This window comes from Pseudocitrobacter sp. RIT415, assembly GCF_003057695.2.
Taxonomy (GTDB): Bacteria; Pseudomonadota; Gammaproteobacteria; order Enterobacterales; family Enterobacteriaceae; genus Pseudocitrobacter; species Pseudocitrobacter faecalis.
The window spans coordinates 1-23,895 of record NZ_QBJC02000012.1 but is presented as its reverse complement, the minus strand read 5'-3'; the positions used below and the strand labels follow the sequence as shown (position 1 = coordinate 23,895).

The 23,895-nt window shown below is 55.4% G+C and carries 21 protein-coding genes; 14 read left to right on the top strand and 7 right to left on the bottom strand.

Going from position 1 to position 23,895, the window contains the following annotated elements:
• Positions 1–200: 200 nt before the first annotated feature.
• Entirely contained in the window at positions 201–818 is a 618-nt protein-coding gene (locus DBY68_RS13235) for a trimeric intracellular cation channel family protein (protein ID WP_108476541.1), read from the top strand.
• A 2-nt stretch (positions 819–820) separates the two neighbouring features.
• Here the strand turns inward: DBY68_RS13235 and ligB are convergent, their stop codons facing one another.
• Positions 821–2,491, bottom strand: a complete 1,671-nt coding sequence (gene ligB / locus DBY68_RS13230; protein ID WP_108476542.1) for an NAD-dependent DNA ligase LigB — start codon at positions 2,489–2,491, stop codon at positions 821–823.
• A 255-nt stretch (positions 2,492–2,746) separates the two neighbouring features.
• On the opposite strand from ligB, the gene gmk reads away from it, so the two are divergent.
• The 7 genes from gmk (at position 2,747) to fpr (ending at position 10,517) form a co-directional block, all read left to right on the top strand.
• Positions 2,747–3,370 (top strand): guanylate kinase, encoded by a 624-nt coding sequence (gene gmk / locus DBY68_RS13225; protein WP_108476543.1) that lies wholly within the window; start codon positions 2,747–2,749, stop codon positions 3,368–3,370.
• A gap of 53 nt (positions 3,371–3,423) precedes the next feature.
• Positions 3,424–3,699 carry a DNA-directed RNA polymerase subunit omega gene (gene rpoZ / locus DBY68_RS13220; RefSeq protein WP_000135058.1) on the top strand — a complete coding sequence of 92 codons (276 nt, stop codon included), beginning with the start codon at positions 3,424–3,426 and terminating at the stop codon, positions 3,697–3,699.
• A gap of 18 nt (positions 3,700–3,717) precedes the next feature.
• Positions 3,718–5,829 (top strand): bifunctional GTP diphosphokinase/guanosine-3',5'-bis pyrophosphate 3'-pyrophosphohydrolase, encoded by a 2,112-nt coding sequence (gene spoT, locus DBY68_RS13215; RefSeq protein WP_108476544.1) that lies wholly within the window; start codon positions 3,718–3,720, stop codon positions 5,827–5,829.
• A gap of 4 nt (positions 5,830–5,833) precedes the next feature.
• Positions 5,834–6,523, top strand: coding sequence for a tRNA (guanosine(18)-2'-O)-methyltransferase TrmH (gene trmH / locus DBY68_RS13210; RefSeq protein ID WP_108476545.1), 690 nt, complete (start codon positions 5,834–5,836; stop codon positions 6,521–6,523).
• A gap of 3 nt (positions 6,524–6,526) precedes the next feature.
• Positions 6,527–8,608 (top strand): ATP-dependent DNA helicase RecG, encoded by a 2,082-nt coding sequence (gene recG / locus DBY68_RS13205; protein ID WP_108476546.1) that lies wholly within the window; start codon positions 6,527–6,529, stop codon positions 8,606–8,608.
• A 57-nt stretch (positions 8,609–8,665) separates the two neighbouring features.
• On the top strand, positions 8,666–9,676 hold the full coding sequence (gene glpX / locus DBY68_RS13200) for a class II fructose-bisphosphatase (protein ID WP_108476547.1): 1,011 nt from the start codon (positions 8,666–8,668) through the stop codon (positions 9,674–9,676).
• 94 nt (positions 9,677–9,770) lie between these two features.
• On the top strand, positions 9,771–10,517 hold the full coding sequence (gene fpr, locus DBY68_RS13195; protein ID WP_108476548.1) for a ferredoxin--NADP(+) reductase: 747 nt from the start codon (positions 9,771–9,773) through the stop codon (positions 10,515–10,517).
• Here fpr and DBY68_RS13190 read toward each other — a convergent pair whose 3' ends face one another.
• Complete coding sequence (locus DBY68_RS13190) at positions 10,518–10,937, bottom strand: DUF805 domain-containing protein (protein ID WP_015343994.1); 420 nt, start codon at positions 10,935–10,937, stop codon at positions 10,518–10,520.
• A gap of 113 nt (positions 10,938–11,050) precedes the next feature.
• On the opposite strand from DBY68_RS13190, the gene DBY68_RS13185 reads away from it, so the two are divergent.
• On the top strand, positions 11,051–11,644 hold the full coding sequence (locus DBY68_RS13185) for a YiiQ family protein (RefSeq protein ID WP_108476549.1): 594 nt from the start codon (positions 11,051–11,053) through the stop codon (positions 11,642–11,644).
• 112 nt (positions 11,645–11,756) lie between these two features.
• Positions 11,757–12,524, top strand: coding sequence for a triose-phosphate isomerase (gene tpiA, locus DBY68_RS13180; RefSeq protein ID WP_108476550.1), 768 nt, complete (start codon positions 11,757–11,759; stop codon positions 12,522–12,524).
• A gap of 78 nt (positions 12,525–12,602) precedes the next feature.
• On the opposite strand, the gene DBY68_RS13175 is transcribed toward tpiA, so the two are convergent.
• From DBY68_RS13175 to zapB, 4 genes are all read right to left on the bottom strand, one after another.
• Positions 12,603–13,907 (bottom strand): SLC13 family permease, encoded by a 1,305-nt coding sequence (locus DBY68_RS13175; protein WP_108476551.1) that lies wholly within the window; start codon positions 13,905–13,907, stop codon positions 12,603–12,605.
• Positions 13,908–13,980: 73 nt separating this feature from the next.
• Complete coding sequence (locus DBY68_RS13170) at positions 13,981–14,730, bottom strand: CDP-diacylglycerol diphosphatase (RefSeq protein WP_108476552.1); 750 nt, start codon at positions 14,728–14,730, stop codon at positions 13,981–13,983.
• 100 nt (positions 14,731–14,830) lie between these two features.
• Complete coding sequence (locus DBY68_RS13165; RefSeq protein ID WP_108476553.1) at positions 14,831–15,820, bottom strand: sulfate ABC transporter substrate-binding protein; 990 nt, start codon at positions 15,818–15,820, stop codon at positions 14,831–14,833.
• A gap of 180 nt (positions 15,821–16,000) precedes the next feature.
• The gene (gene zapB, locus DBY68_RS13160) at positions 16,001–16,246 is read right to left on the bottom strand and encodes a septal ring assembly protein ZapB (protein WP_108476554.1); all 246 of its coding nucleotides are present in this window, start codon (positions 16,244–16,246) and stop codon (positions 16,001–16,003) included.
• 418 nt (positions 16,247–16,664) lie between these two features.
• Between zapB and DBY68_RS13155 the strand changes: the two genes are divergently transcribed.
• Together DBY68_RS13155 and glpK are read left to right on the top strand one after the other, a co-directional pair.
• On the top strand, positions 16,665–17,513 hold the full coding sequence (locus tag DBY68_RS13155) for an MIP/aquaporin family protein (protein ID WP_108476555.1): 849 nt from the start codon (positions 16,665–16,667) through the stop codon (positions 17,511–17,513).
• Positions 17,514–17,534: 21 nt separating this feature from the next.
• The gene (glpK, locus tag DBY68_RS13150) at positions 17,535–19,043 is read left to right on the top strand and encodes a glycerol kinase GlpK (protein WP_108476556.1); all 1,509 of its coding nucleotides are present in this window, start codon (positions 17,535–17,537) and stop codon (positions 19,041–19,043) included.
• A gap of 99 nt (positions 19,044–19,142) precedes the next feature.
• Here the strand turns inward: glpK and gltS are convergent, their stop codons facing one another.
• Positions 19,143–20,345, bottom strand: a complete 1,203-nt coding sequence (gene gltS / locus DBY68_RS13145; RefSeq protein ID WP_108476557.1) for a sodium/glutamate symporter — start codon at positions 20,343–20,345, stop codon at positions 19,143–19,145.
• 272 nt (positions 20,346–20,617) lie between these two features.
• Between gltS and DBY68_RS13140 the strand changes: the two genes are divergently transcribed.
• Both DBY68_RS13140 and DBY68_RS13135 read left to right on the top strand, forming a co-directional pair.
• On the top strand, positions 20,618–22,009 hold the full coding sequence (locus DBY68_RS13140) for a uracil-xanthine permease family protein (protein ID WP_015343983.1): 1,392 nt from the start codon (positions 20,618–20,620) through the stop codon (positions 22,007–22,009).
• 136 nt (positions 22,010–22,145) lie between these two features.
• Positions 22,146–23,895, top strand: a 1,750-nt coding sequence (locus DBY68_RS13135) for an AsmA family protein (RefSeq protein WP_233503889.1), incomplete at its 3' end; no start/stop codon positions are given.

Genomic DNA, 23,895 nt, shown 5'->3' with positions numbered 1-23,895 from the left:
TCGTTGGCCCACCTCATGTGGGCCACTTTAGTTTTTCTAAGTTAAAATTCGTTTTTGAAAATGCTTCAACCCCGTTAGCCCTCAGCCAAACAAAATTCCGTCATTACTTTTCCTAAGCCAAATCCCTTCACCTTAGAAAATCTCAATCGTGACGCCGCGCACAAATCGTTACCCTTCCGCCATCGATTTCGGGGGCTCATATGTTATTGCATGTTCTTTACCTTATCGGCATTACCGCCGAAGCCATGACCGGCGCGCTGGCTGCCGGGCGTCGACGCATGGATACCTTTGGGGTCATTATCATCGCGACCGCCACAGCGCTTGGCGGCGGTTCGGTGCGTGATATCCTGCTAGGCCACTATCCGCTGGGCTGGGTGAAGCACCCGGAATACGTGATTATCGTGGCAACAGCGGCAGTGTTGACGACTATTGTGGCCCCGGTCATGCCCTATTTGCGTAAAGTGTTTCTGGTGCTGGATGCGCTGGGCCTGGTGGTATTTTCCATCATCGGCGCGCAAATCGCGCTGGACATGGGCGAAGGCCCGGTCATCGCGACCATTGCTGCCGTCGTCACCGGCGTCTTTGGCGGTGTGCTGCGCGATATGTTCTGTAAGCGCATTCCCCTGGTGTTTCAGAAAGAACTTTACGCGGGCGTGTCGTTTTCCGCCGCCGTGCTCTATGTTGCCCTGCAGCACTATGTTAGCAACCAGGACGTCGTGGTGATCGCCACCCTGCTGTTTGGCTTCACAGCCCGCCTGCTGGCGCTGCGTCTGAAGCTGGGCCTGCCGGTGTTTTATTACAAGCACAACGCGCACTGAGTTTAAAATCCGGGGATTGTCTGGCTGGCAAGCCACTGCGCCAGCCGGGAAATGTCCGGATGATGTACCGCCTCCACCATCTGCTGCGCGCGCAGGTTTCCCATACCTGGAAAGCGTTGCCAGTCCTGAGCGCTTCTCGACGCCAACGTATCCCAGCGGTTATCCGCAAGCGCACCCAGCGCCGCTTTGCTCAGCGGTAAGCCAAACGCCGTCACCCAGCGTTTGAACGGTTGCTGGCGTACCAGGTTGAATTGATGCCATAACTGCGTCGCACGGGAGGGTGTAATACCTGGCGTGCGGCGCAGTTGTTCCGGCGTCAGTGCCAGCCATGAAAAAAGATGCTCGAAAGATTGTGCCTGATGCAGCGTCTGCCAGCCCGCGCGGCCCAGGCCATCAATATCAAAAACCGCCTTCGAACTCAGCCATTCCAGCCGCGCTATAAACTGCTCTTCGCAGCCGGGCGTAGCGTAAAAGCAGGTGAGCGCATTGTATTTCTGCAAAGGCAGCGTGGGCTTGATACGCTGCGTACTGCGCCATACCACGCTATCAATGCGTGGGATCCCCTGTCCGGCCAGGCTGACCAGCACCTGATCGCCCTCGGCGATATCCAGTGTTTGCCAGCGTGCGACTGAACCGATATTCACCCGCTGAACCTGTTTATCATCCAGCTTCACCGGCACAAGCTGGGCGACGACGGCAATCTTTCCTGTACGCCCCACCGTGAAGCTTACGTTTTTTACCTCAGCCACCTGTGCTGCCGGAACATATTTCCAGGCGACAACCCAACTGCCCTGCGTGGGTAGCCAGTGTTTTCCTTCTGGCTCATCGGCTGAGCGAACCACCACGCCATCGGTCACGAACGGCAGCGGCGAGGTAAACCAGCGGTCGCGCCAGCTCGCGATATCTTCAACCCGCATCACCGGTTTCGTGTAACGCTGCGCCAGCGGAAAGCCAGCCTGGCTCAGCAAGGCCAGCCGCTCTTCCATATGCTGCGGCCCATCAGGCCACGCCCAGATAAACACGCCAAGATTCGCCAGCGTTTTACTTTCACTTCGTTGCATCAGGGCACCGGCGACCTTAGCGCGGGCATTCACGCCCCCCATCTGCTTTTGAATATGGTCGTTGCGCTGCAGGAAAATCTCCCCCTGCAGCACACTTTCCGCCAGCCTGCCTGTGACGGTTTTGGGAATATCTGGGATGTGCCGCGCTTTCTCGGTCCAGTCTTCCCCTTTTAGCCCATCGCCACGGCTGATGACCTGCAGCAAGCGTCCCTGGTGATAAACCAGCGTCACCGCGACGCCATCGACCTTAGGCTGTACCCAGAGATTGTTTTTCCCTGCCATCCACTGACTGACCGCTTGCGCATCTGCCAGCTTCTGTACGCCTGTATGGGCAACCGGATGCATAGTGCCGGAAATCTGCCCCGGTGGCGTGCTCTCAGCCTCTTCGGCATAGCCAAAGCAGCGCTGCCACTGCGTCAATCGCGCTGAGAGCTGATCGTAAACGCCGTCGTTCACCTCGCTCGCGCCCTGCCGCCAGTAATCATCATTCCAGCGTGCAATTTGCATCGTAAGCTGCGCAACTTCTTGTTTCGCACGAGCAGGAGCCCAGGCAGGGCAAGTTGCCTGAGCCCCCGCTACGGTCGCGATTAACAGCAGCAGTATCCTTTTCACTTTCGCCCCTCCTTTTGCACTGTAAAGGCGTTGTACCGCCAGGCAAAAAAGATTGCGAATGCCTCATGCGAATTCCCCGAGGAGGCTTCCAGGGAAATTGATTTGTTGCAGCAACAGGTAAGGAAATCAGGAAAGTGGCACGCAAAATGAAAGAAACCAGCGCAAAAAGTGTGACAAAGACTACGTCACGATGCGCCGACGTGTATAATAAGCCCGTATGTAGAACTTCATTGCTGGCAACATACACAAATACTCATGGCTCAAGGCACGCTTTATATTGTTTCTGCCCCCAGTGGCGCAGGTAAATCCAGCCTGATTCAGGCTTTATTGAAAACCCAACCGTTATACGACACTCAGGTTTCTGTTTCACATACCACGCGCGCGCCGCGTCCGGGTGAAGTGCACGGTGAACATTATTACTTTGTGAATCATGACGAATTCAAAAACATGATTAGCAGAGACGCGTTTCTTGAACATGCGGAAGTGTTTGGTAATTACTACGGCACTTCGCGTGAAACCATTGAGCAAGTGCTGGCAACGGGCGTCGATGTTTTCCTTGATATCGACTGGCAGGGCGCGCAGCAAATTCGCAGCAAAATGCCGCACGCGCGCAGTATTTTTATCCTGCCGCCGTCCAAAATTGAACTGGATCGCCGCCTGCGTGGCCGCGGTCAGGACAGCGAAGAGGTGATCACCAAACGAATGGCGCAGGCAGTTGCAGAAATGAGCCATTATGCGGAATATGATTACCTGATCGTGAACGACGATTTCGATACCGCTTTAGGCGATCTGAAAACGATTATCCGTGCTGAACGTCTGCGCATGAGCCGCCAAAAGCAGCGACATGACGCTTTAATCAGCAAACTATTGGCAGACTGAACCCACTTTCAGTATCATGCCCAGTCATTTCTTCACCTGTGGAGCATTAAAGTATGGCACGCGTAACTGTTCAGGACGCTGTAGAGAAAATTGGTAACCGTTTTGACCTGGTACTGGTCGCCGCGCGTCGCGCTCGTCAGATGCAGGTAGGCGGAAAGGATCCGCTGGTACCGGAAGAAAACGATAAAACCACAGTAATCGCACTGCGCGAAATCGAAGAAGGTCTGATCAACAACCAGATCCTCGACGTGCGCGAGCGCCAGGAACAGCAAGAGCAGGAAGCCGCTGAATTACAGGCCGTTACCGCTATTGCTGAAGGTCGTCGTTAATTACAGAGCGGGTCGCCCTTGTATCTGTTTGAAAGCCTGAATCAGCTGATTCAAAACTACCTGCCGGAAGATCAAATCAAACGTCTGCGGCAGGCGTACCTCGTTGCACGTGACGCTCACGAGGGCCAGACACGTTCAAGCGGTGAGCCCTACATCACGCACCCGGTGGCGGTTGCCTGCATTCTGGCCGAGATGAAACTCGACTATGAAACGCTAATGGCGGCGCTGCTGCATGACGTGATTGAAGATACCCCTGCCACCTACCAGGATATGGAACAGCTTTTTGGTAAAAGCGTCGCCGAACTGGTAGAGGGGGTGTCGAAACTTGATAAACTCAAGTTCCGCGATAAGAAAGAGGCGCAGGCCGAAAACTTTCGCAAGATGATTATGGCGATGGTGCAGGATATCCGCGTCATTCTCATCAAACTCGCTGACCGTACCCACAACATGCGTACGCTGGGCTCACTTCGCCCGGACAAACGTCGCCGCATCGCCCGTGAAACCCTCGAAATCTACAGCCCGCTGGCACACCGTTTAGGTATCCATCACATCAAAACCGAACTCGAAGAGCTGGGTTTTGAGGCGCTGTATCCCAACCGTTACCGCGTGATCAAAGAAGTGGTGAAAGCCGCGCGCGGCAACCGTAAAGAGATGATCCAAAAAATCCTCTCAGAAATCGAAGGGCGTTTGCAGGAAGCGGGAATACCGTGCCGCGTCAGTGGTCGCGAGAAACATCTTTATTCGATTTACTGCAAAATGGTGCTCAAAGAGCAGCGTTTTCACTCGATCATGGATATCTACGCTTTCCGCGTGATCGTCAATGATTCCGATACCTGCTATCGCGTGCTCGGCCAGATGCACAGCCTGTATAAGCCGCGTCCAGGTCGCGTGAAAGACTACATCGCCATTCCAAAAGCGAACGGCTATCAATCTTTGCACACCTCAATGATTGGCCCACACGGTGTGCCGGTTGAGGTTCAGATCCGTACCGAAGATATGGATCAAATGGCAGAGATGGGGGTTGCCGCGCACTGGGCTTATAAAGAGCATGGCGAAACCAGTACTACCGCGCAAATCCGCGCCCAGCGCTGGATGCAGAGCCTGCTGGAGCTGCAACAGAGTGCCGGTAGCTCGTTTGAATTTATCGAGAGCGTTAAATCCGATCTCTTCCCGGATGAGATTTACGTTTTCACACCGGAAGGGCGCATTGTCGAATTGCCTGCCGGTGCAACGCCTGTCGACTTTGCGTACGCGGTGCATACCGATATCGGTCATGCCTGTGTGGGCGCACGCGTCGACCGTCAGCCTTACCCGCTGTCGCAGCCGCTCTCCAGCGGCCAAACCGTTGAAATCATTACCGCGCCGGGCGCTCGCCCAAATGCCGCGTGGCTCAACTTTGTCGTCAGCTCGAAAGCGCGCGCCAAAATTCGCCAGTTGCTGAAAAACCTCAAGCGTGATGATTCCGTAAGTCTGGGTCGTCGCCTGCTCAACCACGCGTTGGGTGGCAGCCGTAAGCTCGCGGAAATTCCGCCAGAGCATATCCAGCGCGAACTGGATCGCATGAAACTCACCTCACTTGACGATCTACTCGCTGAAATTGGCCTCGGCAACGCCATGAGCGTGGTGGTGGCGAAAAACCTGCAACAGGGCGAAGCGACACCTTCCGCGCCGGGTGCTTCTGGCCATGCGCATCTGCCTATTAAAGGCGCGGATGGCGTGCTGATCACCTTCGCAAAATGCTGCCGTCCCATTCCGGGCGACCCGATTATCGCTCACGTCAGCCCAGGCAAAGGTCTGGTTATCCACCATGAATCCTGTCGTAACATCCGTGGCTATCAGAAAGAGCCCGAGAAGTTTATGGCGGTTGAGTGGGACAAAGAGACTGAGCAGGAATTTATCACCGAAATTAAGGTTGATATGTTCAATCATCAGGGGGCACTGGCCAACCTGACGGCGGCAATCAATACGGCGACGTCCAATATTCAGAGCCTGAATACTGAAGAGAAAGATGGCCGCGTTTACAGCGCCTTCATCCGCCTGACGGCGCGCGACCGCGTACATCTGGCGAATATCATGCGCAAAATCCGCGTGATGCCGGACGTCATTAAAGTCACCCGTAACCGAAACTAGTTTTATGAATGCACAGCGTTATGCGCGAATTTGCGAGATGCTTGCCAGACGGCAGCCTGATCTGACCGTCTGTATGGAGCAGGTCCACAAACCCCATAACGTTTCTGCGATCATTCGTACCGCAGATGCTGTTGGCGTACATGAAGTGCACGCCGTCTGGCCGGGTAGCCGCATGCGCACCATGGCCTCTGCAGCGGCGGGCAGCAACAGTTGGGTGCAGGTAAAAACGCACCCGACGATTGGCGAGGCCGTTTCGCATCTTAAAGGGCGCGGCATGCAGGTTCTGGCGACCCATCTTTCTGATAAAGCCGTTGATTTTCGCGAAATCGATTATACCCGCCCGACCTGTATTTTAATGGGTCAGGAGAAAACCGGCATCACTCAGGAAGCGTTAGCACTCGCAGACCAGGATATTATTATTCCGATGATCGGGATGGTGCAGTCGCTCAACGTCTCCGTGGCCTCGGCGCTCATTCTGTATGAAGCACAGCGCCAGCGGCAGAACGCCGGTATGTATCAACGTGAAAACAGTATGCTGCCGGACGACGAACAACAGCGCCTGCTTTTTGAAGGCGGTTATCCGGTGCTAGCAAATGTCGCGAAGCGCAAAGGCCTCCCCTACCCGCACGTCAACGATCGCGGTGAAATCGAAGCCGACGAGACCTGGTGGGCCACCATGCAGGCCACGAGGTAATCCATGCAAGGTCGCCTGTTAGATGCTGTTCCACTCAGTTCGCTAACGGGTGTTGGCGCAGCGCAAAGTCAGAAGCTCGCCAAAATTGGCCTGCATACGGTGCAGGATTTACTGCTTCACCTGCCGTTGCGCTACGAAGACCGCACTCAACTCTATCCTATTGGCGAACTACTGCCCGGTATCTATGCCACGGTAGAAGGCGAAGTTCTCAACTCAAACATTACGTTCGGCGGCCGCCGAATGATGACCTGCCAGATTAGCGACGGCACGGGCATCCTCACCATGCGCTTTTTCAACTTCAACGCGGCAATGAAAAACAGCCTTGCAACCGGGCGTCGCGTGCTGGCCTACGGTGAAGCGAAGCGCGGTAAATTTGGCGCGGAGATGATCCACCCGGAATATCGCGTGCAGGGCGATTTGAGCGCACCGGAATTGCAGGAGACGCTCACGCCGGTTTATCCAACCACCGAAGGGATTAAGCAGGCGACGCTGCGCAAGCTAACCGACCAGGCGTTGGATCTCCTCGATACCTGCGCCATTGCCGAGCTACTGCCGCCAGAATTGGCCTCCGGCATGATGAGCCTGCCGGAAGCGCTGCGCACCTTGCATCGCCCACCGCCATCGCTACAACTCAGCGACCTGGAAACCGGCAAGCATCCGGCCCAGCGACGCTTAATTCTGGAAGAGTTACTCGCCCATAACCTGAGCATGCTGGCGCTCCGCGCCGGGGCGCAACGCTACCATGCCCTGCCGCTGAGTGCACAGGGTGAGCTAAAAAATCAGTTTCTCGATTCGCTGCCGTTCAAACCCACCGGGGCGCAAACCCGCGTGGTGGCTGAAATTGAACGCGATATGGCCCTCGACGTGCCGATGATGCGTCTGGTGCAGGGCGATGTGGGCTCAGGCAAAACGCTGGTTGCCGCACTGGCAGCATTGAGGGCGATTGCCCACGGCAAGCAGGTGGCGCTGATGGCACCAACCGAACTGCTTGCCGAGCAGCACGCCAATAACTTCCGCAACTGGTTTGAACCGCTCGGTATCGAAGTGGGCTGGCTCGCCGGGAAACAGAAAGGCAAAGCGCGTCAGGCGCAGCAGGAAGCCATTGCCAGCGGCCTGGTACAGATGATTGTCGGCACCCATGCCATTTTCCAGGAGCAGGTGCAGTTTAACGGCCTCGCCCTGGTGATTATCGATGAACAGCACCGCTTTGGCGTCCACCAGCGTCTGGCGCTGTGGGAGAAAGGCCAGCAGCAGGGCTTCCATCCGCATCAGCTAATTATGACCGCGACGCCAATTCCACGAACGCTGGCGATGACTGCCTATGCCGATCTCGATACCTCGGTGATCGACGAACTGCCGCCAGGCCGCACGCCGGTCACAACCGTCGCGATTCCGGACACGCGCCGCAGCGATATCATTAATCGTGTGCGTCACGCCTGCACCGAAGAGGGACGTCAGGCTTATTGGGTCTGTACGCTGATTGAAGAGTCGGAGCTGCTGGAAGCGCAGGCGGCAGAAGCCACGTGGGAAGAATTAAAGCTGGCGCTGTCGGAACTGAACGTCGGCCTCGTTCACGGGCGTATGAAACCTGCAGAAAAACAGGCGGTAATGCAATCCTTCAAGCAAGGCGAACTGCATCTGCTGATTGCCACCACGGTAATTGAAGTGGGCGTCGATGTGCCCAACGCCAGTCTGATGATTATTGAAAACCCGGAGCGCCTGGGTCTTGCGCAACTGCACCAGCTTCGTGGCCGCGTGGGCCGTGGCGCAGTGGCTTCTCACTGTGTATTGCTCTACAAATCGCCGCTTTCCAAAACGGCGCAGATGCGTCTACAGGTGCTGCGCGACAGCAACGACGGCTTTGTAATTGCACAAAAAGACCTCGAAATTCGTGGCCCCGGCGAACTGCTCGGTACGCGCCAGACGGGTAATGCTGAATTCAAAGTGGCAGATTTATTGCGTGATCAGGCGATGATCCCCGAAGTTCAGCGCATCGCCCGCCACGTTCATGAACGTTATCCACAACAGGCCACCGCGCTGATTGAACGCTGGATGCCAGAGACCGAACGTTATTCCAACGCGTAGCGAACACACGACTCAAGCGCTTTCGCTGCGTGCCATTCATTTACTAACGAGTTTGCTATGAGACGAGAACTGGCTATCGAATTTTCGCGCGTCACGGAAGCGGCGGCGCTGGCAGGTTACAAATGGCTGGGCCGGGGCGATAAAAATGTCGCGGATGGCGCGGCAGTAAATGCGATGCGCATCATGCTCAACAAGGTCAACATTGATGGCACCATCGTGATCGGCGAGGGCGAAATTGATGAAGCGCCGATGCTCTACATCGGCGAAAACGTCGGCACAGGCAAAGGCGACGCGGTAGATATCGCCGTCGATCCGATTGAAGGCACCCGTATGACCGCGATGGGCCAGGCAAACGCGCTGGCAGTGCTGGCGGTAGGCGATAAAGGCTGCTTCCTGAACGCGCCGGATATGTACATGGAAAAGCTGATTGTCGGGCCGGGCGCAAAAGGTGTTATCGACCTCAACAAGTCGCTGGAAGAAAACCTGCGCAATATCGCAAGCGCTTTGAATAAGCCTTTTGAAGCGCTGACGGTCACCATTCTGGCGAAACCACGCCACGATGCGGTGATTGCCGAGTTGCAAAAACTGGGCGTGCGCGTGTTCGCCATTCCTGATGGTGATGTCGCGGCGTCCATTCTGACCTGTATGCCGGACAGCGAAGTTGATGTTCTTTACGGTATCGGCGGCGCACCGGAAGGCGTGGTCTCTGCGGCAGTGATCCGCGCGCTGGATGGCGATATGCATGGCCGCCTGCTGGCGCGTCATCACGTCAAAGGCGATAGCGAAGAGAATCGCCGTATTGGTGAGGACGAACTGCGCCGTTGTCATGAGATGGGTATCGAAGCCGGGAAAGTGCTGACGCTGGATGATATGGCGCGCAGCGATAACGTTATCTTCTCCGCCACCGGGATCACCAAAGGCGACCTGCTGGACGGCATCAGCCGCAAAGGCAATATCGCCACCACCGAAACGCTGCTGATTCGCGGAAAATCACGCACCATTCGCCGCATTCAGTCGATTCATTATCTCGATCGCAAAGACCCTGAGATCCAGAATCACATCCTGTAAATCATTTGTTCAATTGAGCTTTCCGGCCCCGCGGGGCTGGAAATCTTCTCCTGACACAGCGAAGATAGGGTAACAACGCGCAGAGGAGACGATCATGGCCGATTGGGTAACAGGTAAAGTCACAAAGGTGCATTTCTGGACCGATGCACTGTTTAGCCTCACCGTTCACGCCCCCGTTAATCCCTTCACCGCCGGGCAGTTCGCCAAGCTGGGTCTGGATGTTGACGGCGAGCGCGTGCAGCGCGCGTACTCCTACGTTAACGCCCCCAGCAATCCCGATCTTGAGTTCTATCTGGTCACTGTACCGGAGGGAAAACTGAGCCCGCGCCTCGCCGCACTGAAGCCGGGTGATGATGTGCAGATTGTCAGCGAAGCGGCTGGGTTCTTTGTGCTCGATGAAGTGCCAGACTGCGAAACCCTGTGGATGCTGGCGACCGGCACGGCGATTGGCCCGTATCTGTCGATTTTGCAGGAAGGGAAAGATTTAGAGCGTTTTAAGAATATCGTACTGGTTCACGCCGCGCGCTTTGCCGCAGACCTAAGTTATTTGCCGTTGATGCAGGAACTGGAGAAACGCTACGAAGGGAAGTTGCGCATTAAAACCGTTGTCAGCCGCGAAACGGTGGCGGATTCCCTGACCGGACGCGTGCCCGCACTGATCGAAAGTGGTGCGCTGGAAGAGGCGGTTGGCCTGCCAATGAACGCCGAAACCAGCCACGTGATGCTGTGCGGAAATCCACAGATGGTGCGCGATACCCAGCAGTTGCTGAAAGATACCCGCCAGATGACCAAACATCTGCGCCGCCGCCCAGGCCATATGACGGCGGAACATTACTGGTAATCAGCGGTATTTCACGTCCTGCGTGTCTTTACCGTACTTGTTTTCCCCCTGGGTGCCGACAAACGCGCCCAGGTCAATGAGCATCATCACGATAATCAGCGTCGGAATAAATCGCCCCACGCCCCACTGCCAGACGCCCGGCAGCATCGCCCAGTTACCCGCCAGGAGCATCCACGCCAGCACCATCAGCAAAGCCCAGATGCCTGATTTACCGCGATCGTGCAGACGTTTTACCGTGACCGCCGCCGTTGGCCACAGCAGGCAAACCAGGATAAACGCCGCAGTCTGAATACTGAGCATTTCACCGCCGGCAAGCGTAAACAGAATCACCATCGCCAGCAGCCAGATCCCCATCCAGATCCAGAAATCGCGGCGACCAATGCGGCCCTTAATTGAAAACAACCATTGCTGTAGGGTCATGTCTGATTCCTTATTCTCATCATGCGGCGTAGTGTACCCTGAAACGCGCTCTTTTTGACAAGCGAGGCCGTTCCCGTTTTAATCGTCTGCTGGAGAATAGGAGAGCGACAAACATGAAGAAGTGGATCTCTGTGTGTCTTGCAGGCGTCATCGCCCTGAGCGCTGGCCGCTTCGCGTTTGCCGTTGAGTCGCCGGATACCACCGCGCCCTATTTACTCTCCGGCGCGCCGACGTTCGATCTCTCCATCAGCCAGTTTCGCGAAAGGTTTAATATCGATAACCCGTCGCTGCCCCTCAGTGAGTTCCGCTCGATTTCTTCCAGTCGCGACAAGATGAACCTGACGCGCGCAGCGAGCAAAATTAACGAGAATCTGTATGCGTCCACCGCGCTCGAACGCGGAACGCTGAAAATCAAGTCGATGCAGATAACCTGGCTGCCCATTCCGGGCCCTGAACAAAAAGCGGCGAAAGCGAAAGCGCTGGAGTACATGACGGCGCTGCTGCGTCTGTTCACCCCCACGCTCACCAAAGCGCAAAGCCAGCAGAAACTGCAAAAGCTGCTTACACAGGGCAAAGGAAAGCATTACTTCACCACCAGCGAGGGCGCAATTCGTTATGTTGTCGCAGATAATGGCGAAAAAGGGCTGACCTTCGCTGTTGAACCGATTAAGCTGGCGCTATCTGAAAATCTTGAAGTAGGCGAATAAATGATAAAAAGCAAAGCCTTCAGGATGAACACTCTCTATACTGATTCACAGACCATGCCGCCCACTCGGGCGGCCATATTCCTTAATTCGCTAACAAGCGTGGAGAATTAAAATGCGACATCCATTAGTGATGGGTAACTGGAAACTGAACGGCAGCCGCCACATGGTTCACGAACTGCTTTCTAACCTGCGTAAAGAACTGGCAGGCGTTGCAGGCTGCGACGTAGCGATCGCGCCGCCGGAACTGTACATCGATATGGCGAAACGTGAAGCTGAAGGCAGCCACATCATGCTGGGCGCGCAGAACGTTGACCTGAACCTGTCTGGCGCGTTCACCGGTGAAACGTCTGCTGCCATGCTGAAAGACATTGGCGCACAGTACATCATTATCGGTCACTCTGAGCGTCGTACCTACCACAAAGAGTCTGACGAACTGATCGCGAAAAAATTCGCTGTGCTGAAAGAGCAAGGTCTGACTCCGGTTCTGTGCATCGGTGAAACCGAAGCAGAAAACGAAGCGGGCAAAACGGAAGAAGTGTGCGCACGTCAGATCGATGCAGTCCTGAAAACTCAGGGCGCTGCGGCATTCGAAGGCGTCGTTATCGCTTACGAACCCGTATGGGCAATCGGTACTGGCAAATCCGCTACTCCGGCTCAGGCTCAGGCTGTTCACAAATTCATTCGTGACCACATTGCTAAAGCTGACGCGAAAATCGCTGAACAGGTCATCATCCAGTACGGCGGTTCCGTTAACGCTGGCAACGCAGCAGAACTGTTCACCCAGCCGGACATCGACGGCGCGCTGGTTGGCGGTGCATCCCTGAAAGCAGACGCTTTCGCGGTGATCGTTAAAGCAGCAGAAGCGGCTAAACAGGCTTAATGTTGTAATCCCCTCACCCTAACCCTCTCCCGCAAGGAGAGGGAACCGCCCGGCGCGGTTTTCGGTGAGGGCAACAACTCACAACTTCCCCAACACCTGATACCAAAGATAATCCAGCGGCAACAGCAGCAGATAACTCGCCGCCGCCAGCGCCAGACACAGCATCACCCCCGCTCTTGCAGGCACTTTTCCTAACGCCATCGCCACCACAATCGGCGACGCCTGATACGGCAGCAGCGGCGTTGAATACCCCAGCACCTGAATCATGATGACGCTCAACAGCGGGAAGTTTGTCGCCTCGGCAAAACTTTGCGCAAAGGTAGTGTAGAGTGCCGGCACACCGTTGGCGGTCATGATGAAGTTGAGCGCGGTCGTGATCCCCGTCAGCGCGACAAAGCTGGTGAACGGGCGTTCAGGGTCAAGCGGCATCACGCGTAGCAGCGCTTCGCCTACCGCATCGCCAATCCCTGTCTGGGTGACGGTGATAGCCAGCCCCAGAATACCTGCCACATAGATACAGGTGCGAATATTCACCCCTGCCGAAAACTCTTCGCCGTTGATAAACCCGACGCGCGGCAGCAACGTTACGCACGCCGCCGCCAGCCCCGTCCACGCCGGGCCGATGCCATGCCAGCTCTCCGTTACCCACAGAGTTAACACTATCGCCAGCAGCCAGGCCAGGCGCTTCTCTGCCGCGCTCATAGGCGGCGCCGCCTGTACCGATTTCGGCGGCTGCGGTTTTCCGGGGAATAGCCAGCAAATCAGCCCGATAAGCAGTGCGCCTTTCAACCAGCCGAGCACCGGCGTATGCAGCAACAGATAGGGTAGATAGTTCAGATGAATGCCCCACGCGCCTTCCGCCGCGCCGCTCATCACCAGGTTGGGTACGTTAGCAGGCAGAATGGTCGCAGAAAGCTGAAATGTGCCGAAACCCACCGCCAGCGCCAGTCCGTACCAGGGACGAGTGCCCTCTTTAATACCCGCACGAGAGGCCATCGCCGCGACAATCGGCATCAGTAGCGCGATTCGCCCCATATTGGATGGCATCACAAATGCCAGCGCATAGCTCAGCAGCACCACGCTCGCCACCATGCGCAGCCACGAATCAGTGAGCCTTGCCGAGAGCGCCCTCGCCGCCCGGTCGGCAAGCCCCGTTTTGCGGATCGCCACGCCAAGCACAAAGCCGCTGAATACCAGCCAGAAAGCCGATGACGCAAAGCCGCCAAAAATCACCTCCGGCGGGGCGATTTTTGCCGCCATCGCAACGGTAAAGAATAAAAGCGCGGTGATAAATTCAGGCAGCAGAGAAGTCGCCCAGAGGAGGATAGTGATGCCAACAATCAGCGATGGAAGGAACAGAGGGTGTGAAAACCAGAGCGCCATACCTGACTCCTGTCGTTTTTTTCAGCAAGAATACGACGGCAGAAGAATCAGGTAAACGCCAGAACCGGTAGGGTTACTTCAGAATATCACATTGATGATCCTGAATTTCCTCGGCAGACGCGCGGTTCAGCGCCAATAAATTACGCTGCGTCGCCAGAAGAACAAAGCTTTCGTCGCTCAAACGTACCATCGCCAGCGCATAGCTTCCCATATGGTCGCGCGCTTCTGGAACCTCTTCCGCCAGCATCATAAACGGGCTGGTTTTCACCATTTCACTTTCAGTGACCCGACGCGCCAGATATTCTTTGCCACGCAGGCCTCCCGGCAACGGCAGCCAGCGAGTACTGATTTTCGCCATATTGGTATCCAGCTGATGACGAACATCCGTGCGCAGGCAGGAGATGTGAATGTGGAAGTGATTTTGCGTCCGTCCGCTTCGTGAGTTAATCGCCAGTGATACGGCGCTATCCGGGATCTCTTTGCCATATTTCTGGCTCATAAAGCTGCGCGCCTGCCAGGCCAGCCAGAAAAAGTTTGGCGTATAAGGCTCCAGCAGCATCGGGCTTTCCGTGCCGTTGATACGGTAAGTGGGCATGAGAAGATATTGCAGCGGGCCGTTGCGATCCTTGAACACCACGTATCCGGCATCCGGTTTCACATCGGCACACGGCGCGGGCTGCTGGTGTTGTAACTGATTTGGAAGACATTGTTCGAGAACGATGTTGCGCAGCGCATTCGGGTTTCCGGCCCATTTCCACCAGGCCGCGCCTGCGGCGAGAGCAATGACGATTATCGCCAGAATAAGATAGCCAGCTTTTTTCATTGTGCGTTCCCTGTATTTCGATGACTGGCAAGGGTACCGCATAATCGTGACAAATAAAAAAGCCCGGTATGATTACCGGGCCATCTTCATTCAACCGCGATTAACGTTTGCTAATCTGGTCAAAGGTACCGCCGTTAGAGAAGTGTGTCTGCTGTGCTTTCGTCCAACCGCCAAACTCTTCGTCGATAGTGAACAACTTCAGTTTCGGGAACGCGCTTTCATATTTTTTCGCCACTTCCGGATCGCGTGGACGATAGAAGTTTTTCGCCGCGATCTCCTGACCCTCTGGCGAGTAGAGGTACTTCAGATAGGCTTCCGCCACTTCTTTAGTGCCTTTTTTCTCAACCACTTTGTCGACCACAGAAACGGTTGGCTCTGCCAGAATCGACTCACTCGGCGTGACGATTTCGAATTTATCTTTACCCAGCTCATTTGCCGCCAGCAGCGCTTCGTTCTCCCACGCAATCAGCACATCGCCAATGCCGCGCTCAACGAAGGTATTCGTTGCGCCACGCGCGCCGGAATCGAGCACTTCAACGTTTTTGAACAGTGATTTGACGAATTCCTGGGCTTTGGCCTGGTCTCCATTATTGTGGTGCAACGCATAACCCCATGCAGCAAGGTAGTTCCAGCGTGCGCCGCCAGAGCTTTTCGGGTTCGGGGTGATGACAGACACACCCGGTTTCACCAGGTCGTTCCAGTCATGAATTTGTTTTGGATTGCCTTTACGTACCAGGAAAACGATGGTGGAGGTGTACGGCGCGGAGTTATCCGGCAGGCGTTTAATCCAGTTTTTATCGATGCGGCCACGCTCTGCGATCGCGTCAACGTCATAGGCCAGCGCCAGCGTCACCACGTCAGCTTCGATACCGTTGATAACCGATGTCGCCTGTTTACCGGAACCGCCATGGGACTGACGAATCACCACGTTATCACCCGTTTCTTTTTTCCAGTGCGCGCTGAAGGCTTTATTGTACTGATCGTACAGTTCGCGCGTCGGATCGTAAGAAACGTTAAGTAATTGAATATCCTTAGCCAGTACGCTGGTGGAAGCCAGCAAAAGAGTTAAACCCACGCCCCACTTGTTCATCGCCCGCTCTCTTATGTTGTGTCGTTGATAAGGCTAGCGTGCCAGAAAGCAAATTGAACATTAAAGAATAAAAAAAGATTGATTATGTGATTTTGAAATATACGGCGGGGAAATAACGCGAAGAGAAGTCGCTGCCTTCCTGGCATAACGCCCGATGAAGGCAGCAAACTCAGTGGAAGATTACACTTCTTCCATACGGCCCAGCAGCGCCTGCAGACGATCCTGCCAGCCATTCTGCTGTTCTTTCAGCTGGTTGTTTTCGCGTTCCAGCTCTTCACGGCTGTGCTGTGCAGACTGAACGTCCTGCGCCAGCGCGTTATTCTTCTCTTTCAGTTCTTCGATTTCCATCTGCAACAGGGTGATGGTATCAATCGCCTGCTGAACTTTTGCTTCCAGTTTCTCAAATACTTCTAATGACATCGTCATACCTCTCCTGATCTTGCAAGGCGTTGATATCGTCCCGGGAACCCGGCGACGCCTTAACGAAAATATGCGCACTTCTGACCTTCGATTGTATGGAGCCCCGCTCCCCCTGTCCAGCGCCAGGGCACGTAGATTGCGGTTTGCAACAATTTTCAGTCTAGACCTGGAGCTTTCGGCGCATTTACCCCTTATTTGTTAACACGAGAAGTGAATGAAATGATTCAGCTCTCTTTTTTTAGTTCCGTAAAGAGACACAATCTGGCGCGAAATCGCTCATTTTATGACGTAGTACACACATTTTGATTTCGATATTTCTCGTTTATGTTCGTTAACGATAAATTAACACGATGCCTACATGGCAGCGTGGGTGTCTTCGACCACCACGACACAATAACTAGTAAACTGTCTTCAGGAACCGATTATGAGCCAAACTTCAACCCTAAAAGGCCAGTGCATTGCAGAGTTTCTTGGTACCGGGCTGTTGATCTTTTTCGGCGTAGGATGTGTTGCGGCATTAAAAGTCGCAGGGGCCAGCTTTGGTCAGTGGGAAATCAGTATTATCTGGGGTCTGGGCGTGGCGATGGCCATCTACCTGACCGCAGGGGTTTCCGGCGCACATCTTAACCCGGCGGTCACCGTTGCGCTGTGGCTGTTCGCCTGTTTCGAACGCCGTAAAGTGGTCCCTTTCATCCTTTCTCAGTTTGCCGGCGCGTTTTGCGCAGCGGCGTTGGTTTACGGGCTTTATTACAACCTGTTCTACGATTACGAATTAACCCATCATATGGTGCGCGGCAGCGTAGAAAGTCTTGATCTTGCTGGAATATTCTCCACTTACCCGAACCCACATATCAATTTTGTGCAGGCCTTCGCGGTAGAAATGGTGATAACCGCTATCCTGATGGGCGTCATCATGGCGCTGGGCGATGATGGCAACGGCATTCCACGCGGGCCGCTGGCACCGCTGCTGATTGGCCTGTTGATCGCCGTTATTGGTGCATCCATGGGGCCGCTGACCGGCTTTGCGATGAACCCGGCACGTGATATTGGGCCAAAAACGTTCGCCTGGCTGGCGGGCTGGGGCGACGTCGCCTTCACGGGCGGCAAAGATATTCCTTATTTCGTGGTGCCGATGTTCGCACCCGTGGTGGGCGCGGCGCTGGGTGCATTCAGCTATCGCAAACTGATTGGCCGCCATTTGCCGTGTGATACCTGTGTGGTTGAAGAAAAAGACACCACCTCCGGTAGCGCTCAACACAATGCTTCGCTGTAATCTGACTATGGAACACGCATTATGACTGACAAAAAATATATCGTTGCGCTCGACCAGGGCACTACCAGTTCCCGCGCCGTGGTAATGGATCACGACGCCAATATCATCAGTGTTTCACAGCGCGAATTTGAACAAATTTATCCTAAGCCAGGCTGGGTCGAGCACGACCCGATGGAAATCTGGGCAACCCAGAGCTCCACGCTGGTTGAAGTACTGGCGAAAGCCGATATCAATTCCGATCAGATTGCCGCGATTGGTATCACCAACCAGCGCGAAACCACCGTGGTGTGGGAACGCGAAACCGGAAAACCGATTTATAACGCCATTGTCTGGCAATGCCGCCGTACCGCCGATATCTGCGAACAATTGAAACGCGACGGTATGGAAGAGTATGTGCGTAAAGCTACCGGCCTGGTGGTTGACCCGTACTTCTCCGGCACCAAAGTGAAGTGGATCCTCGACCACGTTGAGGGTTCCCGCGAGCGCGCCCGCCGTGGTGAACTGCTGTTCGGTACCGTCGACACCTGGCTTATCTGGAAAATGACTCAGGGGCGCGTGCACGTCACTGATTACACCAACGCCTCACGTACCATGCTGTTCAACATCAATGAACTGGACTGGGACGACAAAATGCTCGAGGTGCTCGACATCCCGCGCGCTATGCTGCCGGAAGTGCGCAAATCCTCCGAAGTATATGGCCAGACCAACATCGGTGGGAAAGGCGGCACGCGTATACCGATCGCCGGGATCGCAGGCGATCAGCAGGCGGCGCTTTTCGGTCAGCTGTGCGTGAAGGAAGGGATGGCGAAAAACACCTACGGCACCGGCTGCTTTATGCTGATGAACACCGGCGAAAAAGCGGTGAAATCGGAGCATGGCCTGCTGACCACCATTGCCTGTGGCCCGCGCGGTGAAGTGAACTATGCGCTGGAAGGCGCGGTGTTTATGGCTGGTGCCTCTATTCAGTGGCTGCGTGATGAAATGAAACTCATCAGCGACGCGTTCGACTCTGAGTATTTCGCCACCAAAGTGAAAGATACCAACGGTGTGTATGTGGTTCCGGCGTTTACCGGCCTTGGAGCCCCCTACTGGGATCCGTATGCGCGCGGCGCGATTTTCGGCCTGACGCGCGGCGTCAACTCGAATCACATTATTCGCGCCACGCTGGAATCCATTGCATATCAAACGCGCGACGTGCTGGAAGCGATGCAGGCTGACTCCGGCATTCGTCTGCACGCCCTGCGCGTGGATGGCGGCGCGGTTGCCAATAATTTCCTGATGCAGTTCCAGTCAGACATTCTGGGTACCCGTGTAGAGCGCCCGGAAGTCCGTGAAGTGACCGCGTTAGGTGCTGCGTATCTCGCGGGCCTGGCAGTAGGCTTCTGGCAGAATCTGGATGAATTGCAGGAGAAAGCGGTAATTGAGCGTGAATTCCGCCCGGGCATCGAAACGACCGAGCGTAATTATCGTTACAGCGGCTGGAAAAAAGCGGTGAAACGCGCGCTGGCGTGGGAAGATCACGACGAGTAAAAAACGATGGCGGGGGCGCTTCGCTTGCCCGCCCTACATCGATCGCAATTCTTTGTAGGGCAGGCAAGCGAAGCGCCCCCGCCACATTCCCCGCACTGATTAGCCAAACATCGGTAACATCAGATAGAGCTTAATCACCAGCGCATTGACGATATCAAGGAAGAACGCCCCTACCATCGGTACCACCAGGAACGCCGTATGCGACGGGCCGAAACGTTCGGTAATCGCCTGCATATTAGCAATCGCCGTTGGCGTCGCCCCCAGGCCAAAGCCGCAGTGACCTGCTGCCAGCACCGCCGCATCGTAGTTTTTACCCATCATCCGGTAGGTGACGAACATCGCGTACAGCGCCATCGCCAGCGTCTGTGCCCCCAGAATCGCCAACATCGGTAGCGCTAATGAAGCCAACTCCCACAGTTTGAGGCTCATTAAGGCCATCGCCAGGAAGAGTGACAGGCTGACGTTGCCAAGCACCGACACCGCACGTCCAAAGACACGATAAAACCCGACCAGCGCGAGGCCGTTACTCAGGATAACGCCAATAAACAGCACGCACACAAAGGTTGGCAATTCAAACATGGTGCCGGTCAGCAGTTGCGCAACGACTCGCCCGACCGTCAGACAAATCGCAATCAATGCGATGGTTTCAATCAACACCAGCGAGGTGATAACGCGCCCAACGTCCGGCTTTTCAAACGCCGTCGGCACTTCCTGATCCTCTGGTGTACCGTCCGGCGAGGAAGAGTGTTTGACCAGATAACGCGCCACGGGCCCGCCAATCAGGCCACCCAGCACCAGGCCAAATGTTGCGCAAGCCATCGCGACTTCCGTTGCGCTGGTAAAACCGTAGCGTTCGGTAAACAGTTTGCCCCACGCCGCCCCGGTACCATGCCCGCCAGAGAGCGTAATCGAGCCTGCCAGTAAGCCCATTAGCGGATCCAGCCCCAGCATTTTCGCCATGCCAATGCCGATGGCGTTCTGCATCAGCAGCAGCCCCACCACCACTATCAGAAAGGTGCCTAATACTTTTCCGCCCGCTCGCAGACTGGAGAGGTTGGCGTTCAGACCAATGGTGGCGAAGAAGGCCAGCATCAGCGGGTCTTTCAGACTCATATCGAAGTCGATTTCCCAGCCCATGCTTTTTTTCAGCACCAGCAGAGCCAGCGCCACCAGCAGCCCACCGGCGACCGGTTCTGGAATGGTATATTTTTTAAAGAAGGGGACGGAGTGAACCAGTTTGCGCCCTAACAGCAGCACCATAGTCGCCGCGACCAGCGTAGATAACGTATCGAGATGAAACATATTTGAAGCTCCTTACCTGACGCATGATTCATTCATACGCGACGTATTTCCTGTGTCGTTGAGATCTCATCGTAAGATCAGGGAGCAGATTGTAATCAATAAATGCGCAAAAATGACAGAAAAAGGTTAATCACGCCGATTAATCATTTATGTAATGAATAATTGATAAAAATTAAGATCCGATATTTTTTTAACGCCTTCCCAAAGCAACCGTTTGCTTTTACCCACCAGTCCGATAAAATCGCCACTTTTCCACCACGAGATCGCCTCTGATGTCCGCCAACACCCTTGAGTCAGAAAATGCGCAACCGGTTGCGCACACTCAAAACAGCGAATTGATTTACCGCTTAGAAGACCGCCCGCCGCTGCCACAAACCCTCTTTGCCGCACTGCAACACTTGCTGGCGATGTTTGTTGCGGTGATCACGCCTGCCCTGCTGATTTGTCAGGCGCTGGGTCTGCCGGCGGCGGATACTCAGCACATTATCAGTATGTCGCTCTTCGCTTCCGGTGTGGCGTCCATCATTCAGATTAAAGCCTGGGGGCCGGTGGGTTCGGGTCTATTGTCTATTCAGGGCACCAGCTTTAACTTTGTTGCGCCGCTGATTATGGGCGGTACCGCGCTGAAAACCGGTGGTGCCGATGTACCGACGATGATGGCGGCGCTGTTTGGTACGCTGATGCTGGCGAGTTGTACAGAAATGGTGCTTTCGCGCGTGCTGCATCTGGCGCGTCGGATTATCACGCCGCTGGTTTCCGGCGTGGTAGTCATGATTATCGGGCTGTCACTGATTCAGGTTGGCCTGACATCCATTGGTGGCGGTTATGCGGCGATGAGCAACAACACCTTTGGCGCGCCAAAAAATCTGCTGCTGGCGGGTATCGTACTGGTACTGATTATTCTTCTTAACCGCCAGCGCAACCCGTACCTGCGTATTGCATCTCTGGTCATTGCCATGGCGGCGGGTTATCTGATGGCCTGGTTCCTCGGGATGCTGCCGGAAAATACCGCGCCGACCAACACCGACCTGTTGATGATCCCAACCCCGCTGTACTATGGCCTGGGGATTGACTGGAACCTGCTGCTACCGCTGATGCTGGTCTTTATGATCACCTCACTGGAAACAATTGGTGATATTACGGCGACTTCTGACGTCTCTGAGCAACCGGTCTCCGGCCCGGTATACATGAAGCGCCTGAAAGGCGGCGTGCTGGCTAATGGCCTGAACTCGTTTGTCTCTGCGGTGTTCAACACCTTCCCGAACTCCTGCTTTGGTCAGAACAATGGCGTAATTCAGTTGACCGGCGTTGCCAGCCGCTACGTTGGCTTTGTCGTTGCGCTGATGTTGATCGTGCTGGGTCTGTTCCCGGCGGTAAGCGGTTTTGTGCAGCACATCCCTGAGCCGGTTCTGGGCGGCGCAACGCTTGTGATGTTCGGCACCATCGCCGCATCCGGCGTGCGTATTGTTTCCCGCGAACCGCTGAATCGCCGCGCAATTCTGATTATTGCCCTTTCACTGGCCATCGGCCTGGGCGTTTCCCAGCAGCCGCAAATCCTTCAGTTTGCCCCGGACTGGCTGAAAAACCTGCTCTCTTCTGGTATCGCCGCTGGCGGTATCACCGCGATTGTTCTGAATCTGGTCTTCCCGCCAGAGAAAGAGTGATCCGCTTTGCCGGATGGCGGTGACGTCATCCGGCATTATCCCCACACGCTGACACCGAATTTCACCCTTCTTACCTTGAGCATTGCGCATAATTCGTGCATAACTGCCTTATGTGCCCTTCTCAGGATGGAAGATCATGAAATTTATTGGAAAGCTGATTCTCTGGCTTCTCGTCGCACTGCTGCTGGTCATTCTCGCCTTCTACTTCCTGCTGCAAACCCGCTGGGGCGCGCGTGAAGTCAGTCAGTGGCTCACGGAAAACACCGATTACCAGGTGACGTTCGATGCGATGGATCACCGTTTCTCATCGCCTTCCCATCTCTTGTTCAGAAATGTGACCTTCGGGCGCGATGGCAAACCCGCGACGCTGGTCGCTAAAGCTGTCGACATCGGCCTGAGCACCCGCCAGGTGACCGACCCGCTACACGTTGACACTATCCTGCTGCAAGACGGGACGTTAAATCTCTCGCCATCTAACGCGCCACTTCCCTTTGCCGCCGATCGCCTGCAGCTCAATAACATGGCTTTCAACAGCCCGGAAACCGGCTGGGAATTAAGTGCGCAACGGGTTAACGGCAGCATTGCGCCATGGACGCCGGAAGCGGGCAACGTACTGGGCAAGAAAACGCATCTACAGGTGAATGCCGGTTCCCTGACGCTCAATGGCGTACCCACCAGCAACGCCGTTATCGAAGGGGATATTGACAACGGTGTAGTGACGCTCACCAGCCTTGGCGCGGAGGTCGCTCGCGGCTCGCTGGCCGGCGATGCCCGCCGCAACGCCGACGGAAGCTGGGTGGTGGAAAATCTGCGCCTGAACGATATTCGTCTGCAAAGTGATAAAACATTGGTCGATTTCTTCGCCCCGCTCAGTACCGTTCCGTCGCTGCAAATTGGCCGCCTTGAGGTGGTGGATGCCCGTTTACAGGGGCCGGACTGGGCGGTGACCGACCTCGATATGAATGTGCGCAACCTGACCCTAAGCCAGGGGGGCTGGCAAAGTACGGACGGCAAAATCACCCTCAACGCCAGCGAGTTTATCTATGGCTCGTTGCATCTGCTGGACCCCATTTTCAACGGCGAGCTCTCAGACCAGGGCATCGCTCTGCGCCAGTTTACCACTCGCTGGGAAGGCAGCACGGTGCGAACGTCCGGTTTCTGGTTGCGCAACGGGCAGGCGCTGACGCTGGATGATGCGTCTGTTATCGGCCTTGAATACACGTTACCCAATAACTGGAAGCAGTTGTGGATGGACGCATTGCCGGAGTGGCTCAACAGTGTGACCCTGAAGAAATTCACCGCCAGCCGCAATCTGGTTATCGATATCGACCCGGCTTTCCCGTGGCAGATTACGGCACTGGAAGGCAGCGCCACCAATCTACAGCTGGTGAAAAATCGCCTGTGGGGCGTATGGGGCGGAAATGTGCAACTCAACGCGGCAGCGGCGACGTTTAATCGCGTAGACGTCAATCGTCCGAGCCTCGCGCTGTCGGCAAACGCCTCGACGGTGAATATCAGCGAACTTGCAGCATACACAGAGAAAGGCAAGCTCAACGCCACCGCCACGGTTTCTCAGTTGCCGCAACGGCAGGTGAACGTCAGCCTCGACGCTCGCGGCGTGCCGCTGAATACGTTGCAGGCCTGGGGATGGCCAGCGCTGCCCATCAGCGGCGACGGTAACCTTCAGCTCACCGCCACCGGGGCAGTGCAGGCAGACGCACCGCTCAAGCCCACGGTAAACGGGCAACTGAGCGCGGTGAATATGGCGAAGGAGCAGGTGACGCAGACGATGCGGGGTGGGGTGGTTTCACCCTCACCCCAGCCCTCTCCCTGTACAGTCCGGGGACATAGTGAACACTTGTTCGGAGACATGGTAGACACTTACA

Coding starts and splice junctions, on each gene's coding strand:
- trmH (WP_108476545.1), top strand. CDS start 5,834: ATGAATGCACAGCGTTATGCGCGAATTTGCGAGATGCTTGCCAGACGG.
- zapB (WP_108476554.1), bottom strand. CDS start 16,246: ATGACGATGTCATTAGAAGTATTTGAGAAACTGGAAGCAAAAGTTCAG.
- DBY68_RS13185 (WP_108476549.1), top strand. CDS start 11,051: ATGAAGAAGTGGATCTCTGTGTGTCTTGCAGGCGTCATCGCCCTGAGC.
- gmk (WP_108476543.1), top strand. CDS start 2,747: ATGGCTCAAGGCACGCTTTATATTGTTTCTGCCCCCAGTGGCGCAGGT.
- DBY68_RS13235 (WP_108476541.1), top strand. CDS start 201: ATGTTATTGCATGTTCTTTACCTTATCGGCATTACCGCCGAAGCCATG.
- DBY68_RS13170 (WP_108476552.1), bottom strand. CDS start 14,730: ATGAAAAAAGCTGGCTATCTTATTCTGGCGATAATCGTCATTGCTCTC.
- glpX (WP_108476547.1), top strand. CDS start 8,666: ATGAGACGAGAACTGGCTATCGAATTTTCGCGCGTCACGGAAGCGGCG.
- rpoZ (WP_000135058.1), top strand. CDS start 3,424: ATGGCACGCGTAACTGTTCAGGACGCTGTAGAGAAAATTGGTAACCGT.
- tpiA (WP_108476550.1), top strand. CDS start 11,757: ATGCGACATCCATTAGTGATGGGTAACTGGAAACTGAACGGCAGCCGC.
- DBY68_RS13190 (WP_015343994.1), bottom strand. CDS start 10,937: ATGACCCTACAGCAATGGTTGTTTTCAATTAAGGGCCGCATTGGTCGC.
- glpK (WP_108476556.1), top strand. CDS start 17,535: ATGACTGACAAAAAATATATCGTTGCGCTCGACCAGGGCACTACCAGT.
- DBY68_RS13140 (WP_015343983.1), top strand. CDS start 20,618: ATGTCCGCCAACACCCTTGAGTCAGAAAATGCGCAACCGGTTGCGCAC.
- DBY68_RS13155 (WP_108476555.1), top strand. CDS start 16,665: ATGAGCCAAACTTCAACCCTAAAAGGCCAGTGCATTGCAGAGTTTCTT.
- DBY68_RS13165 (WP_108476553.1), bottom strand. CDS start 15,820: ATGAACAAGTGGGGCGTGGGTTTAACTCTTTTGCTGGCTTCCACCAGC.
- gltS (WP_108476557.1), bottom strand. CDS start 20,345: ATGTTTCATCTCGATACGTTATCTACGCTGGTCGCGGCGACTATGGTG.
- DBY68_RS13175 (WP_108476551.1), bottom strand. CDS start 13,907: ATGGCGCTCTGGTTTTCACACCCTCTGTTCCTTCCATCGCTGATTGTT.
- recG (WP_108476546.1), top strand. CDS start 6,527: ATGCAAGGTCGCCTGTTAGATGCTGTTCCACTCAGTTCGCTAACGGGT.
- fpr (WP_108476548.1), top strand. CDS start 9,771: ATGGCCGATTGGGTAACAGGTAAAGTCACAAAGGTGCATTTCTGGACC.